Genomic DNA, 14,794 nt, shown 5'->3' with positions numbered 1-14,794 from the left:
ATGTCGGCCCCGACCAGCACCGCGCCGCGTTCGGGCTATCCCGCGCAATTGTTCGCCGTGTCGAGGCGCGCGCTGGCGCAGCTCGTTCGCACGCCCTCACATTCGCGCCGCGCGGAAGCCGCGCGAAAACTGGCGCGTCATTCGCTGTGGCTCGCCACGGCGGGCGCAGCTCTCGTCATCGTGCTGATGGTCGCGTTCGACCAGACCGAGATCCAGCTGATGCCGGCGCGCGGCACGCCCGGCTTGTGGCCGATCCGCATCCTCACCGATTTCGGCAAGGACGAGTATCTGCTGTGGGTAATGGGAGCTGCGCTGGTCGCTTTGGCGTTCGTTGCAGCGGCGCTTCACGGCACACGCCGCGCGCTGTTGCTCGGATTCGGCACGCGCCTCCAGTTCATGTTTCTGTCCGTTGCCGTGTCGGCGCTCGTTGCCGAGGTCCTGAAATTTGTCATCGGGCGCGGACGTCCGTTTGTCGGGGGCAAGGCCAATCCCTTCAACTTCGTGCCGTTCGAGGGGACCGGTGCCTATGCCAGCCTGCCGTCGGGCCACGCCGTAGCGGCATTCGCCCTGGCGTTTGCCGTGTCCGCATTGTGGCCGCGCCTGCGCGTCTTCATGTTCACTTACGCAATCGTGATCTTGTTGACGCGGTTGGTGCTGCTCGCGCATCACCCGAGCGACGTCGTCGCCGGCGCCCTGGTCGGCACGGTCGGGGCCATGGCGGTGCGCTACTGGTTCGCGGCGCGAAGGCTGGGCTTTGCCATCCGGGGCGATGGCACCATCGTGCCTCTTGCGGGGGCGGTCTCGGGCCGCCTCAAAAGGGTTGCCCACCGGGCATCCGCCCCATAAAAGCGGCTGCCTGCCGGGGCCCTCGGTTCCCGGGTCGCGGGCCAATGCCAACCACGAGCTTTGATTTGTCGACGTCCCAGCCTTCGGTTTCCATCATCGTTCCCGTGCGCAACGAAGCCGACAACATCGCGCCGCTGATCGCGGAGATCGGCGCGGCGCTCGATGGCCGCTGGTCCTATGAGATCATCTACGTCAACGACGGCTCGACCGATGCAACCGGCGAACGGATCGCCGCGATCATGGCACAGCGGGACAATCTGCGTCAGCTTCGCCATGCCAGATCAGGCGGCCAATCGGCGGCCGTGCGCAGCGGCGTGCGCGCGGCGCGCGGGGTGATCGTGGCGACGCTGGACGGCGACGGCCAGAACAATCCGGCCTTCCTGCCCGACCTGATCTCAGCGGTCGAGAAGGGAGCAGGGCGTATCGGCCTCGCTGCCGGTCAGCGTGTCGGACGCAAGGATACCGGCTTCAAGAAATTCCAATCGCGTGTGGCGAACGGCATCCGCAACGCCATCCTGAAGGATGGCACGCGGGACACCGGTTGCGGACTGAAGGCATTCCAGCGCGAGGTCTTCCTGAGTTTGCCCTATTTCGACGGACTGCATCGCTTCCTGCCGGCGCTGGTTCGCCGCGAAGGCTACGACATCGCCTATGTCGACGTGATCGACCGGCCGCGCCATTCCGGCGTGTCGAACTACGGCTTCTTCGACCGGCTTTGGATCGGAATCATGGATCTCGCCGGCGTGTGGTGGCTGATCCGCCGCAAGAAGCCGACGCCAGAAGTGACCGAGGTGACCGCATGATCATCCAGTACGGTCAGGCGCTGAGCAACTACCTCTACGACGTCTTCGTCGCCAAGTTCGATTTCTGGCTGGCATTCGGCCTCGTCGCGCAGCTGTTCTTCACCGCGCGCTTCCTGGTGCAATGGATCGCGAGCGAGCGCGCCGGCAACAGCGTGGTGCCGATGGCGTTCTGGTTCTGCTCGATGGGTGGCGGCCTGATGACTTTGGTCTACGGCATCGTGAAGCGCGAGCCGGTCATAATCCTCGGACAATCGATGGCGACGGTCATCTATGTCCGCAACATCATGCTGATCATCAAGAACCGCGGCAGCGCCTCGAAGACGCTGGATCGGTAAGCCGCTGTCCTAACGCGGCAACGCCGAGGCCGCGCCTGAGGCGGGCAGGGTGGCCGTCTCCGCCGAGGTGCTGCGATAGGGCTCGCCGGCGGCATCCAGCACAGGGTAGGCAACCGAGCAGATATGCGAATGGATGCGACGCAGGTCGCGCAGCACGTCGAGATGCAGCGACGTCGTTTCGATGGTTTCGGGGCGGCCCTCGCGCAGGCGGTCGAGATGCCGCTCGACGGCCGCAAGCTCGGTGTTGCGCAGCGCCGTCTTCTCGACCAGCAGCTTCCGCGCCTCGTTGGCGTCGCCCGACATGAAAACGCCGAAGGCGATCCGCAGCGAGTCCATGGTGCGCTTGTGGAAGGCGGCGAGCTCGTCGGCGCCTTCCGCTGAGAACTGGAAGCGCCGCTTGATCTTCTTGGTGGCGAGCTCGCTCAGGCTCTTGTCGATGATGTCGCCGATATGTTCGAGGTTGATGGCGAAGGAGATGATCTCCATCGCGCGCCGTCCTTCGCTCTCGTCGAGGCTGCCCCGCATCAGCTTAGTCACGTAGAGCTTGATGGCCTCGTCGAGACCGTCGACCAAATTGTCCATCTTGGAGACCTGATCGACCAGCGCACGGTCGCCCGTCATCATCGCGGCCATCACCTGGCGCAGCATGACCTCGACGAGATCGCCCATGCGCAACGTCTCCCGGGCGGCGTCGGCGAGCGCCAGCGACGGCGTCTCCAGCGCGGTCTCGTCGAGATAACGCGGCCGCGCCGGGTCGGCCTCCTGGGCGCGATCCGGCAAGAGGCGGGTCAGCAGGCGCGACATGGCGTCGAGCAGGCCAATGAAGACGACGGCCGTGCCGACATTGAAGGCGATATGGAAAGCCGCCGTCATCTTGGCGAGATCGGGCTGCCAGGCGTGCATGTGCTCGGCGATCGTGCCCAGGAAGGGCAGGACGAGGGCGATCCCGACCACACGGTTGACGAGATTGCCGACCGGCAGGCGGTAGCTCGCGGCATCCTCGCGCCTGGCGCCCTCGAACACCGGATTGATGGCACTGCCGAGATTGGCCCCGAGCACCAGCGCCATCGCGGCGTAAGGCGTGATGAACTGTGAGTAGGCCAGGGACATGATCAAGAGCACGCTGGCGACGCTCGAATGCACCGCCCAGGTGATGAGGGCGGCGATGACGATGCACAGGATCGGATCGCCCGTGATGGCCGACATCACGACGCGGACGCCGGGCGCGTTCTCGGCCGGCGCCAGCGTGTCGAGCAGGATGTGCAGCGAGAGCAGCATCAGGCCGAGGCCGATGCAGACGCGGCCGATGTCCTTGATCCGCGAGCGCGGGCCGGAGCGGAACGCGACGAGACCAAGCACGAACAGGACGGGCGCAACGGCTGCGATGTTGAACGACAGCACCTGTACGATCAGCGTCGTGCCGACATTGGCCCCGAGCATGATGGCAAGCGCGGCAGCGAGGCTGACGAGGCCTTCGGCTGCAAACGAGCTTGTGATCAAGGCGGTCGCCGTGCTGCTCTGGAGCAGTGCGGTGAGCCCGAGGCCGGCGGCGAAGGCGCTGACGCGGTTGCTCAGCGCCTTGCCGAGCAGGCGCCTGAGGTCAGGACCGAAGGCGCGCAGAATCCCGCTGTGGACCATGTGCAGGCCCCACAGCAACAGCGCCACCCCGCCCATCAGGTCGAGCAGAACCAACGTTCCCATTCTCCGTGTCCGGATTGGAGTCGATTGGTGAGGCTAGCGCCAAATGCTTGAGGATCAAACCATTTCTTGGCGCGTCAGCGTTAACGTTTACGACACGTGCGCGTTCCCGCGTTGCGCGTCCGCCGGCGCGCGTTGCGCCTCCGCCCGCGCGATTGGCGCGTTCTCAGGCGCAATGCCCTGTGTGCAGGCTCACATTGCTGCCTTGAGGGCAGCGAAGCCGCGATCGAGATCGGCCTTGAGATCGTCGGTGCTTTCGAGCCCGATGTGCAGACGCAGAGTCGGCCCGCCGGGCGCCCATTTGGTCGCGGTGCGATAGGCGTCGCAATCGAAGGGAATCGCCAGGCTCTCGAAGCCGCCCCAGGAGAATCCCATGCCGAAGAGCCTGAGCGTGTTCAGCATGGTGTCGACCGCCTTCTGCGGCGCCGGCTTCAGCACAATGCTGAACAGGCCCGAGGCGCCGCTGAAGTCGCGCTTCCAGATCGCGTGACCCGGATCGGTCTCGAGTCCCGGATGCAGCACGCGCGCGACCTCGGGTCGGGCAGCGAGCCAGCGCGCCATCTCGAGCCCGGAGCGATGATGTTGGGCCAGGCGCACCGACAACGTGCGCAGGCCGCGCAGTGCGAGAAAGACGTCATCGGGACCGGCGCAGACGCCGAGCAGGCGGATGCCTTCGGCAACCATCGGCCAGGCCTTGGCATTGGCCGAGATCGTGCCGAACATGATATCGGAATGGCCGCCGATATATTTCGTCGCGGCCTGCATGCTGATGTCGACGCCCTGTTCGAGCGAGCGGTGATAGAGCGGGGTGGCCCAGGTGTTGTCGTCGATGACCAGCGCGCCGCGCGCATGGGCGACCTCGGCGATGGCGCGGATATCCGGCATCTCGAACGATTGCGAGCCCGGCGCCTCCACCAGCACCGCGCGGGTGTTGGGCTTGAACAGCTTGTCGATGCCGGCGCCGATCAGCGGATCGAAATAGGTGGTCTCGACGCCGTAGCGGGTGAGCATGCCGTTGCAGAAATTGCGCGAGGGCCGGTAGACGTTGTCGCAGACCAGAATGTGGTCGCCGGCCTTCAGCACCGCGAGCAGGGTGGTAGAGATTGCCGATAGCCCCGACGGGACGATGCCGACGCCGGCGCATTGCGGCCCCTCCAGTGCCATCAGCGTCTCCTGGAACGCCTTGGTGGTGGGGGAACCGTGGCGGCCATAGGTGAACTCACCGCGATGGGCGTGCAGGTCCTCGGCGGTCGGATAGAGCACGGTCGAGCCGTGAAAGACCGGCGGATTGACGAACCCCTTCTGCGCCTTGGTGTCGCGGCCGGAGGTGACCAGCCGGGTCTCGGCGTGCTGCTCTTGCGGGTGCGAGGAATCCATGCGTCTGCTTTCAAAACCGCGTTTCCGCTCGGGCTTGGCGCCGAGCGGGCTGGCCGAAAGGCCGCTGTCGTTAATAACAGAACACAGAAGAGTCCCGTCAACCCCTTGACCCGGCACGCCAGTCGTTCTGTGATGCGCAGGTGCTATTCAGTCGCCGCATGTTGAGGGGCCTGCCGCGACCTTCGATCCATCGTCTGACCGGACCTTGCGTCACAGCCAAAAATGGCGGGCGCCAGCGGCGGAGATGAAGGTATGGGCTCCCGGTATCGGCGAGTGTTCGGCTTGATCTTCCAGCATGACTCTTGCAAGGCCCTGCCTGGCGGAGATGATCCTGCGACAACGTTCCTGACCTTGAGACGACCTTGAAAGGCCCAAAGCCCATGAAACGCGTAACCCTGGCTCTCACCCTTGCTCTCGCCACCGGCCTCTCCGCCCAAGCCGCCGATGCGCAAACGCTCAAGACCGTCAAGGACCGGGGCATGCTGTCCTGCGGCGTCAGCCAGGGCCTGCCGGGCTTCTCGAATCCGGATGACAAAGGCAACTGGACGGGAATCGACGTCGATGTCTGCCGCGCAATTGCGGCGGCGATTTTCAATGACCCGACTAAGGTCAAGTACGTGCCGCTGTCCGCCAAAGACCGCTTCACGGCGCTGCAATCCGGCGAGATCGACGTGCTCTCGCGCAACACCACCTGGACCATCTCGCGCGACACCTCGCTCGGTGCCAACTTCACCGGCGTGACCTATTACGACGGCCAGGGCTTCATGGTGAAGAAGTCGCTGAAGGTCAATTCCGCGCTCGAATTGAACAGTGCCTCGGTCTGTGTGCAGACCGGCACCACGACGGAACAGAATCTCGCCGACTACTTCAAGGCTAACAACATGAAGTACGAGGTGATCGCGTTCGCCGGCGCGGATGAGACTATCAAGGCTTATGAATCCGGTCGTTGCGACGTCTTCACCACGGACCAGTCCGGGCTCTACGCCTATCGTTTGAAGTTCGCCAATCCCGCCGACCACATGGTGCTGCCGGAGATCATCTCCAAGGAGCCGCTCGGGCCGATGGTGCGCCACGGCGACGACCAATGGTTCGATCTCGTGAAATGGACGCTGTTTGCGATGATCACGGCTGAAGAGCTCGGCGTGACCTCGAAGAACGTCGACGAGAAGGCAAAGCTGGAAAACCCGGAGCTGAAACGCGTGCTCGGCACGGATGGCAATTTCGGCGAACAGCTTGGTGTGACCAAGGACTGGGTGGTGCGGATCGTGAAGGCGGTCGGCAACTACGGTGAGGTGTTCGAGCGCAACGTCGGCACGGGCTCGCCGCTCGCCATCAACCGCGGTCTCAACAATCTCTGGAACAAGGGCGGTCTTCAGTACGCGCCACCGATCCGTTGATCCCGATCGGCGGCTCGCGGCGATGAGCACCGAGGCCCGTAAACCGCCGCCCCAGATCGCGCTGAAGATCCGGCGCGCGCTGGGCGGCAAGGCCGGCTGGAACGGCGTCGCCGTCCAGCTCGCCTTCGCGGCGATCCTGGGCTGGATTGGCTACGAGATCATTTCAAATGCCCGCGCCAACCTGGAAAACCAGCACATCGCCGCCGGTTTCGGCTTCCTCCGCAACAATGCCGGCTTCGACGTCAATCAGACCCTGATCCCCTACACCGGATCCGATACATTCTTGCGCGTGTTCGTCGTCGGGCTCTTGAACACGCTCATGGTCTCGGTGGTCGGCATTGTCTTTGCCACCCTGATCGGCTTCATCATCGCGCTGTGCCGGCTGTCGCCGAACTGGCTCCTGTCGCGCGTGGGCGGGATCTATGTCGAGGTCATCCGCAACCTGCCGCTGCTGTTCCAGATGCTGTTCTGGTACCTCGCGGTGCTGGCGGCGTTGCCCAATCCGCGGCAGAGCATCTCGCTGCTCGGCATTGCCTTCCTCAGCAATCGCGGCTTCGTGGTTCCCAGCCCGATCGGAGAGAGAGGTCTCGTGCCATTCCTGGCGATGCTGGCGCTCGGCATCGTCGCGGCGCTGGCCTTGCGCATCTATGCGCGGCGCGCGCTGTTTGAGGAAGGGCGGATGATCCGGATCTGGCCCTATGTGCTCAGCCTATTGTTCGGGCTGCCGCTCGCCACCATGCTGGTGTTCGGTTTGCCGTTCACCTTCGAGCTGCCGCAGCTCAGGGGGTTCAACTTCGCAGGCGGTTCGCGGATCATTCCGGAGTTCGTGGCGCTGGCACTGGCACTGTCGACCTATACCGCCGCCTTCATCGCCGAAATCGTGCGCGCCGGCATCCTGTCGGTCCACAAGGGGCAGATGGAGGCCGGATCGTCGCTGGGCCTCAGCCGGGGCAATACGCTACGTCTGATCGTGGTGCCCCAGGCCATGCGCGTCATCGTGCCGCCATTGACCAACCAGTACCTCAACCTCACCAAAAACTCGTCGCTGGCTGTCGCGATCGGCTATCCCGACCTGGTCTCGGTGTTCGCCGGCACCGCGCTGAGCCAGACCGGACAGGCGATCGAGATCATCGCGATGACGATGGGCATCTATCTGCTGATCTCGCTCCTCACCAGCGCGATCATGAGCGTCTATGGTTGGCGCGTCAGCCGGAGTCTGGGCGCATGAGCGATATCGCCTCGAGCAGCTTCGTCCGCCAGGACTTGCTCACCGAACGTCCCGCGCCGGTGAAGACCACCGGCTTTGTCGGATTGATGCGCACCCGCCTGCTCAACTCGCCGACCAACATTCTGCTCACGATCGTGGGCGCCCTGCTGCTGTGGTTCACCATCGTCCCCTCGGTCAAGTTCCTGCTGGTCGATGCGGTGTGGAGCGGCGAGGATCGCACGGCATGCCTGACCGAGAACGCCGGCTTTGCGGTCGGCGCCTGCTGGCCCTACATCCAGGCCAAGTTGCCGCAACTGATCTACGGCTTTTACCCTGAAGCCGAGCGCTGGCGGGTCAACCTGACATTCGTCCTCGCGGTGATCCTGCTGATACCGTTGCTCGTGCCGCGTCTGCCGGCGAAGGGGCTCAACGCCGGTCTGTTCTTCGTCGCCTTTCCGGTGGTCGCATTCTTCCTGCTGCACGGCGGCGGCATCAAGGGTTTTGGCCTCAGCTGGACGGCCGGCCTGCTGGAGTTGTTCGACGACAGCATCATCGGCGCCGGCCAGGCTCTGCTCACTCTCAGCAAGACATCGGCCCTCGGGCCACTGCTTTGGGCCACGGGCCAACTCATCGTGGTGGTCGGAACGATGATCTCCTGGCTCATCTTCCCACTGATTTGGCTGCGCGACCAGATTCAGGGCACCGGCCAGTCAGTCTGGACCGATTTCGCCATCACGTCCCTCGTCGTATCCCTGATCGCGTTTGTTGTCGGCGGCGGCCCGCGGACGGGATGGCACGCGCTCCTGTCGAGCGTCGCCACCTTCGCCGCGGTCGCCGTCGTCATCAAGCTGATGGGGCTCGATCACGGCGGGCTGCCCATTGTGACCACTAATCTGTGGGGCGGGCTGCTGGTGACGCTTGTGGTCTCAGTCACCGGCATCGTCACCTCGCTGCCGATCGGCATCGCGCTGGCACTGGGGCGGCGTTCCACCATTCCGCTGATCCGGATCTTCTCGATCGCCTTCATCGAGTTCTGGCGCGGCGTGCCCCTGATCACCGTGCTGTTCTTCGCCACCTACATGCTGCCGCTGTTCCTGCCGGGCAATTTCACGGTCGACGGCCTCGTCCGCGCACTGATCGGCATTGCGCTGTTCACGGGCGCCTATCAGGCCGAGAACGTCCGCGGTGGGCTCGCGGCGATTCCGCGCGGGCAGGGCGAGGCTGCGGCGGCCCTGGGCCTGTCGTGGTGGAAGACCACCTCGCTGATCGTGCTGCCGCAGGCACTGCGCCACGTCATTCCGAACCTCGTCAACAGCTTCATCTCGCTGTTGAAGGACACGTCGCTGGTCTCGATCGTGGCGCTGTTCGATCTGCTGGGCTCGCTGAGGGCCTCGTTCTCGGATCCGAAATGGTCGACGCCTTCGACTGCGTTCACTGGCTTCGCCTTCGCCGGGATCATCTACTTCATCTTCTGCTTTGGAATGTCGCGCTACTCGCTGTTTGTCGAGCACCGCCTCAACGCCCACCGTCGCAACTGATCGAGGTCACCATGTCAGACCCCATCGTCAAGATTTCCGGCCTCAACAAATGGTACGGCGACTTTCACGTGCTGCGCGACATCGACCTTTCGGTGCAAAAGGGCGAGCGCATCGTGATCTGCGGGCCCTCGGGCTCCGGTAAGTCGACGTTGATCCGCTGCATCAATGCGCTCGAGGAATTCCAGGAGGGCGAGATCGTCGTCGATGGCATCGAACTCGGGCCGAACCTGAAGCACATCGACGCGGTGCGCCGCGAAGTCGGCATGGTGTTCCAGAGCTTCAACCTGTTCCCGCATCTCACGGTGCTCGACAATTGCACACTGGCGCCGATCTGGGTGCGTAACATCCCGAAGAGGGACGCCGAGGCGACGGCGATGAAATTCCTGGAGCGGGTCAAGATCCCGCATCAGGCCAACAAGTTTCCGGGCCAGATGTCCGGCGGCCAGCAGCAGCGCGTCGCCATCGCCCGCGCCCTGACCATGAACCCGAAGGTCATGCTGTTCGACGAGCCGACCTCGGCGCTCGACCCCGAGATGGTCAAGGAGGTGCTGGACACCATGGTCGACCTCGCCGAGGAGGGCATGACCATGCTGGTCGTCACCCACGAGATGGGCTTTGCCCGCGAGGTCGCCAACCGCGTGGTGTTCATGGATGCCGGCCAGATCATCGAGGCCAACACCCCGAACGAATTCTTCGCGGCGCCTCAGCACGCCCGGACGAAACTGTTCCTGAGCCAGATTCTGCGCTGAGCACCACCCGGCATTCCATGGCCGTGCCGGCCTGACTGACCCGCCAGCTTGGCACCATCCGAATCGGCTTTGCCTCCTTTCGGGCCATCCCCGGAGAGAGACCTTGCAAAGCAGTGTCGGCGCGCGCGCCTACCAGAATGCGCGATTGCAGAAGAAGTTGAGGAAGCAGGCGGATGCCGTGTTGTCCTTCGCAATCGAGGCGTTGGGGCAGGGCCGGTTTGCGGAGACCGAGGCACTCTGCCGCGAGATTCTGAAGGAAGTGCCAGATCATTTCCACGCCACGCACCTGCTCGGCCTGCGGGCGTACGAGGGTGGGCGGCTCGAGGAGGCGCAACAGCTGTTAGAGCGCGCGATTGCGCTCGATCCGCGCTCGCCGGATGCCCACGGCAATCTTGGGGCGGTCTATTTCGATCTGCAGAGGTTTCAGGACGCCCGCCTATGTCAGGAGAAGGCCATTGCGCTGAAGCCGAATTGTCCGATCACCCTGACCAATCTCGGCAATACGCTGCTCAACATCGGGCTTGGCGAGCAGGCCATCGGACTGCACGAACGCGCGATCAAGCTGCGGCCGGACTATGCCGATGCAATTTGTAACCGAGGCATGGCCGAGCTGATGATCGGCCGCCTCGAGCGCGCCAAGCAGAGTTTCGACCGCGCCCTCGTGTTTCAGCCGCGTCATGCGGAAGCGCTCGCCGGCAAGGGCATGGTGTGCATCGAGCTCCGGCACTACGAGGAGGCCGAGGCCGCCCTTGCGGCAGGACTTGCGATCAAGCCGGGTTCACCACGGATTCTGGCGCAGCGCGGACGGCTGAACTTCGATCTGTACCGGCTGGAGCAGGCGGCGGCGGACTTCGACGCGGCGCTGACGCAATCGCCGCGGCTCGAGCTCGCGCTGCGTGGGAAGGCGCAAGTCAACCTTCTGTTAGGAAACACGACGCAGGCGATTGCGGCCGTCAAGACCCTGCTCGAGGACAATCCGCGGTCTGATTACGCACTCGTGCTGCTCGGCGCCTGCTATGCCAACCAGGGAGATGTTGCGACGGCACTCGCGCATCTCGACGCAGCTCTCGCGATCTCGCCGGATTATGCGGATGCCATTGCACGCAAGATCTTCATCCTGGATTATCTGTCGGAGGCCGATTTCGCCGTCCAGCAAGCGGTGCGGAAATCATGGTGGGATGCGGTCGGCGCCAAACTGCTGCAACGGACATTGCCGCCGCGGCAGCTCGATCCGGACAGGCGGATCGTCGTCGGATATGTCGCCTCGGAATTCAGGAACCACTCGGCAGCGTTTGCCCTGTTGCCGGTGCTGCGCCATCACGATCACTCGAGGTTCGAGATCGTCTGCTATTCCTGCTGGCCGTTGCGGGACGAGATCACCGAGCGGTTCAAGCCTCTCGCCGACGTCTGGGTCGAGGCCGCGCAGCTATCGGACGACGAGCTGGCCGACCGCATCCAGGCAGACAAGATCGACATTCTGATCGACGTGTCGGGACATACGGCCGGCAATAGGCTCGGAGTCTTCGCCCGCAAGCCGGCCCCGATCCAGGTGACAGGCTTTGGACACGCTACGGGAACCGGTCTTCAGACCATGGACTATGTGCTCGCGGATCCGGTCTTCATTCCGCAATCGGCCCGCCATCTGCTGGCCGAGAAGGTCCACGATCTGCCGTGCCTGATCACGATCGATCCGATCCAGGATGTCCCGCCTTCGGAGCTTCCCATGCTCCGCAACGGCCATGTCACCTTCGGCGTCTTCAACCGCATCTACAAGATCTCGGATGAGGCGATCCGGGTCTGGTCGAAGGTGATGCGTGAGGTGACGGGCTCGAAGATCATCATCAAGCACGGCCTGCTCGACGATCCCTTGCTGCGCGACGGCTTGATCGCGCGGTTCATGAACCAGGGCATTGCCAAGGAGAGTATCACTTGCCTCGGCTCGACCTCGCGCCATGAGCATCTGCTGGCCTTTGCGAAGGTCGATATCTCCCTCGACCCATTTCCGCAGAACGGCGGCATCAGCACCTGGGAGTCGCTCTATGCGGGCGTTCCGGTCGTCGCCAAGCTCGGCCTCGGCGCCTCCGCGCGCGCCGGAGCCTCGATCGTGACCGCCGTTGGCCTCGACGACTGGGTCGCCGAGAATGACGACGACTATGCCGCGATCGCTTGCAGATACGCAGCGCAGCACGCGCATCTTGCTAAGTTACGGGCGGAGCTGACGGCCCGGATCGCAGCCTCGCCGGCCGGCAACGTCGAACGTTATACGCGTGAGGTCGAAGCGGCCTATCGCCGGTTCTGGCGCGATCATTGTGCCGTGGCCTCGGAACGCGGCGAGATGGCGTAGGCAGCCCTTACGCCGAGCCCCGGGACATCCCGGAGCCGACGCCGGTCCGCTGACCGGCCGGCCGGGTCCGCGAATCAGTTAGAGTCGTCCTAGGGCATCCTCCGGAGAGACACCTTGCAGAAGAGCGGCGGCGGCGCGCGCGCATTCCAGAATGCGCGATTGCAGAAGAAGTTGATGAAGCAGGCCGACGCCGTGATTGCCGCTGCAGCGAATGCCTATGGCCAGGGCCGATATGCCGAGACCGAGGCGCTGTGCCGTGAGATCCTGAAAGCCCTTCCGGATCATGTCGACGCCATCCACCTGCTCGGCATGTGCGCCCATGACGGTCGGCGCCTCGAGGAGGCACAGCAGCTGCTGGAGCGCGTGATTGCGCTCGATCCGCGCCTGCACGACGCTCATAACAACCTCGCGACCGTGCATTTCGACCTCGGCAATTACGAGGAGGCGCGGCGGTGCCAGGAGAGGGCTATCGCGCTGAAGCCGAATTTCACCGTCGCGCTGACCAATCTCGGCAACACGCTCATGCATCTGGGGCTATACGAGCAGGCACTCGAGATGCACGAGCGCGCTATCAAGATCAAACCGGATTATGCCGACGCGCTCTGCAATCGCGGCATGATCGAGATCGTGCTTGGGCAGACCATGCGCGCCAAGGAGAGTTTCGATCGCGCCCTGCTGTTTCAGCCGCGTCACGCCGAGGCCATCGTCGGCAGCGGCATGGTCAGCATGGAGTTGCGGCACCACGAGGAGGCCGCAGCCAAGTTTGCCCAGGCACTGGCAATCAAGCCGGGCGCGCCACGGATCCTGGCCCAGCGCGGACGGCTCAGTTACGAACTGCAGCGCCTGGACGAGGCGCTGGCGGATTTCGATGCGGCGCTCGCGATTTCGCCCAAGCTCGAGCTGGCCCTTCGGGGCAAGGCGCAGGTCTGCCTCGTCATGGGAAGGACCGCGCAGGCGATGGCGGCCGCGACGACCTTGATCGAGCGAAATCCTCGCTCCGAGATGGGCTTGGCGCTGATGGGCTTCGCTTATTCGAACCAGGGAGACATGGACGCTGCGATCGAATATCTCGATCGCGCGCTGGCGCTCCGACCGGACTATGGCGACGCGATCAGGGGCAAGATCTTCTTGCTGGACTACCTTGCGCAGGCGGATTTCGCGGTTCAGCAGGCGGTGCGAAAGTCCTGGTGGGATGCGATCGGCTCGAAGATTCCGCAAAGGACGCTGCCGAAGCGGCCGCTGGATCCGGACAAGCAGATTGTGGTCGGATATGTCGCGGCCGAATTCCGGCAGCATTCGGCGGGGCTCACCTTGCTGCCCGTGTTGCGCCATCATGATCACGCCAAGTTCAAGATCATCTGCTATTACTCCTGGCCGGGGGCGGACGAGTACACCGACAAGTTCAAGCAAATGGCGGACGTCTGGGTCGAGGCTTGGCAGATGTCGGATGATGAGCTCGCCGATCGCATTCAGGCCGACAACGTCGACATCCTGATCGACGTGTCGGGCCACACGACCGGCAACAGGCTCCCGGTCTTCGCGCGGAAGCCCGCCCCGATCCAGGCCACCGGTTTCGGGCACGCGACGGGCACGGGCATGCAGACTATGGACTATGTGCTCGCGGATCCGATTTTCATTCCGCCAACGGCGCGGCATCTGTTCCCGGAAAGGATCTACGATCTGCCGTGCCTGATCACGATGGAGCCCGTCACCAATTTGCAGCCTTCCGAGCTGCCGATGCTCCGCAACGGCTATGTCACCTTCGGTGTGTTCAACCGCATCTACAAGATCTCGGATGACGCGATCGGTGTGTGGTCGCGCATCATGCGGGAGCTGCCGGGATCGAAGATCGTCCTCAAGCATGGTTTGCTCGATGATCCTTTGCTGCGCGACAGCTTGGTTGCACGCTTCATCGCGCAGGGCATCGCCGAGGAGAACATCACGTGCCTCGGCACCACTTCGCGCGACGACCATCTGAGGGCCTTCGATCAGGTTGATATTTCCCTCGACACGTTCCCGCAAAACGGCGGCATCAGCACCTGGGAATCCCTCTACAAGGGCGTTCCGGTCGTCGCCAAACTCGGCAATGGCGCCTCCTCGCGTGCCGGCGCCTCGATCGTGGCGGCCGTCGGTCTCGGCGACTGGGTCGCCGAGGATGACGACGGCTATGTCGAGATCGCACGCAAATTTGTCTCGCAGCCTGAACACCTGGCGAAGTTGCGCGCGGGTCTGCCGGCTCAGATCGCAGCCTCGCCCGCCGGCAATGTCGAGATCTACACGCGCGAGCTCGAAGCGGGCTACCGCAAGTTCTGGCGCGATTATTGTGCTGTGGCCTCGGAACGCGGCGACGCTGCGGGAAGCAGGTCAGACGCACCAAGCGGTTCCTGAGCCAAGCAGATCTTAGGGCAAGCCCCCGGGATATCCCGGGGGAGATTCCGATTCTGCCGACCGGCCGGGCCGGTAGGCGAATCAGTTAGACTCGCGACGGGCCATCCTCCGG

Annotated in this window: 11 protein-coding genes; 9 read left to right on the top strand and 2 right to left on the bottom strand. The window is 64.0% G+C overall.

The window, feature by feature from the left end; translation table 11 throughout:
* From P6U31_RS19325 to P6U31_RS19315, 3 genes are read left to right on the top strand one after another with little or no spacing between them, the layout of a single operon-like run.
* The gene (locus P6U31_RS19325; protein WP_407183247.1) at positions 1-846 is read left to right on the top strand and encodes a phosphatase PAP2 family protein; all 846 of its coding nucleotides are present in this window, start codon (positions 1-3) and stop codon (positions 844-846) included.
* Positions 847-890: 44 nt separating this feature from the next.
* Positions 891-1,649: a glycosyltransferase family 2 protein gene (locus tag P6U31_RS19320; protein ID WP_407183246.1), complete on the top strand. Its 759-nt coding sequence runs from the start codon at positions 891-893 to the stop codon at positions 1,647-1,649.
* The gene (locus P6U31_RS19315) at positions 1,646-1,984 is read left to right on the top strand and encodes a lipid-A-disaccharide synthase N-terminal domain-containing protein (protein WP_407183244.1); all 339 of its coding nucleotides are present in this window, start codon (positions 1,646-1,648) and stop codon (positions 1,982-1,984) included. The genes P6U31_RS19320 and P6U31_RS19315 overlap by 4 nt, the downstream gene beginning before the upstream one ends.
* Positions 1,985-1,993: 9 nt before the next feature.
* Here the strand turns inward: P6U31_RS19315 and P6U31_RS19310 are convergent, their stop codons facing one another.
* Together P6U31_RS19310 and metC are read right to left on the bottom strand one after the other, a co-directional pair.
* Positions 1,994-3,685: a Na/Pi cotransporter family protein gene (locus tag P6U31_RS19310; protein ID WP_407183243.1), complete on the bottom strand. Its 1,692-nt coding sequence runs from the start codon at positions 3,683-3,685 to the stop codon at positions 1,994-1,996.
* A gap of 189 nt (positions 3,686-3,874) precedes the next feature.
* Positions 3,875-5,059, bottom strand: a complete 1,185-nt coding sequence (gene metC, locus P6U31_RS19305; protein ID WP_407183242.1) for a cystathionine beta-lyase — start codon at positions 5,057-5,059, stop codon at positions 3,875-3,877.
* A gap of 380 nt (positions 5,060-5,439) precedes the next feature.
* On the opposite strand from metC, the gene P6U31_RS19300 reads away from it, so the two are divergent.
* The 6 genes from P6U31_RS19300 (at position 5,440) to P6U31_RS19275 (ending at position 14,682) form a co-directional block, all read left to right on the top strand.
* Positions 5,440-6,456, top strand: coding sequence for an amino acid ABC transporter substrate-binding protein (locus tag P6U31_RS19300; RefSeq protein WP_407183240.1), 1,017 nt, complete (start codon positions 5,440-5,442; stop codon positions 6,454-6,456).
* A gap of 22 nt (positions 6,457-6,478) precedes the next feature.
* Positions 6,479-7,684, top strand: coding sequence for an amino acid ABC transporter permease (locus P6U31_RS19295; RefSeq protein ID WP_407183239.1), 1,206 nt, complete (start codon positions 6,479-6,481; stop codon positions 7,682-7,684).
* Positions 7,681-9,201 (top strand): amino acid ABC transporter permease, encoded by a 1,521-nt coding sequence (locus tag P6U31_RS19290; RefSeq protein ID WP_407183237.1) that lies wholly within the window; start codon positions 7,681-7,683, stop codon positions 9,199-9,201. Before P6U31_RS19295 ends, P6U31_RS19290 begins: the two co-directional genes overlap by 4 nt.
* 11 nt (positions 9,202-9,212) lie before the next feature.
* Positions 9,213-9,950: an amino acid ABC transporter ATP-binding protein gene (locus P6U31_RS19285; RefSeq protein WP_407183235.1), complete on the top strand. Its 738-nt coding sequence runs from the start codon at positions 9,213-9,215 to the stop codon at positions 9,948-9,950.
* Between the two features lie 103 nt (positions 9,951-10,053).
* Complete coding sequence (locus tag P6U31_RS19280) at positions 10,054-12,294, top strand: tetratricopeptide repeat protein (RefSeq protein ID WP_407183233.1); 2,241 nt, start codon at positions 10,054-10,056, stop codon at positions 12,292-12,294.
* Between the two features lie 114 nt (positions 12,295-12,408).
* Complete coding sequence (locus P6U31_RS19275) at positions 12,409-14,682, top strand: tetratricopeptide repeat protein (RefSeq protein ID WP_407183232.1); 2,274 nt, start codon at positions 12,409-12,411, stop codon at positions 14,680-14,682.
* Positions 14,683-14,794 lie beyond the last annotated feature (112 nt).

This window comes from Bradyrhizobium centrosematis, assembly GCF_045571495.1.
Taxonomy (GTDB): domain Bacteria; phylum Pseudomonadota; class Alphaproteobacteria; order Rhizobiales; family Xanthobacteraceae; genus Bradyrhizobium; species Bradyrhizobium centrosematis.
The sequence above is the reverse complement of the archived record's forward strand: the minus strand, read 5'-3'. Positions and strand labels throughout refer to the sequence as shown.

Bases quoted from the DNA above. Each gene is read 5' to 3' on its own strand.
- P6U31_RS19310 (WP_407183243.1), bottom strand. From the start codon at position 3,685: ATGGGAACGTTGGTTCTGCTCGACCTGATGGGCGGGGTGGCGCTGTTG.
- P6U31_RS19325 (WP_407183247.1), top strand. From the start codon at position 1: ATGTCGGCCCCGACCAGCACCGCGCCGCGTTCGGGCTATCCCGCGCAA.
- P6U31_RS19320 (WP_407183246.1), top strand. From the start codon at position 891: ATGCCAACCACGAGCTTTGATTTGTCGACGTCCCAGCCTTCGGTTTCC.
- P6U31_RS19315 (WP_407183244.1), top strand. From the start codon at position 1,646: ATGATCATCCAGTACGGTCAGGCGCTGAGCAACTACCTCTACGACGTC.
- P6U31_RS19300 (WP_407183240.1), top strand. From the start codon at position 5,440: ATGAAACGCGTAACCCTGGCTCTCACCCTTGCTCTCGCCACCGGCCTC.
- P6U31_RS19290 (WP_407183237.1), top strand. From the start codon at position 7,681: ATGAGCGATATCGCCTCGAGCAGCTTCGTCCGCCAGGACTTGCTCACC.
- metC (WP_407183242.1), bottom strand. From the start codon at position 5,059: ATGGATTCCTCGCACCCGCAAGAGCAGCACGCCGAGACCCGGCTGGTC.
- P6U31_RS19295 (WP_407183239.1), top strand. From the start codon at position 6,479: ATGAGCACCGAGGCCCGTAAACCGCCGCCCCAGATCGCGCTGAAGATC.
- P6U31_RS19285 (WP_407183235.1), top strand. From the start codon at position 9,213: ATGTCAGACCCCATCGTCAAGATTTCCGGCCTCAACAAATGGTACGGC.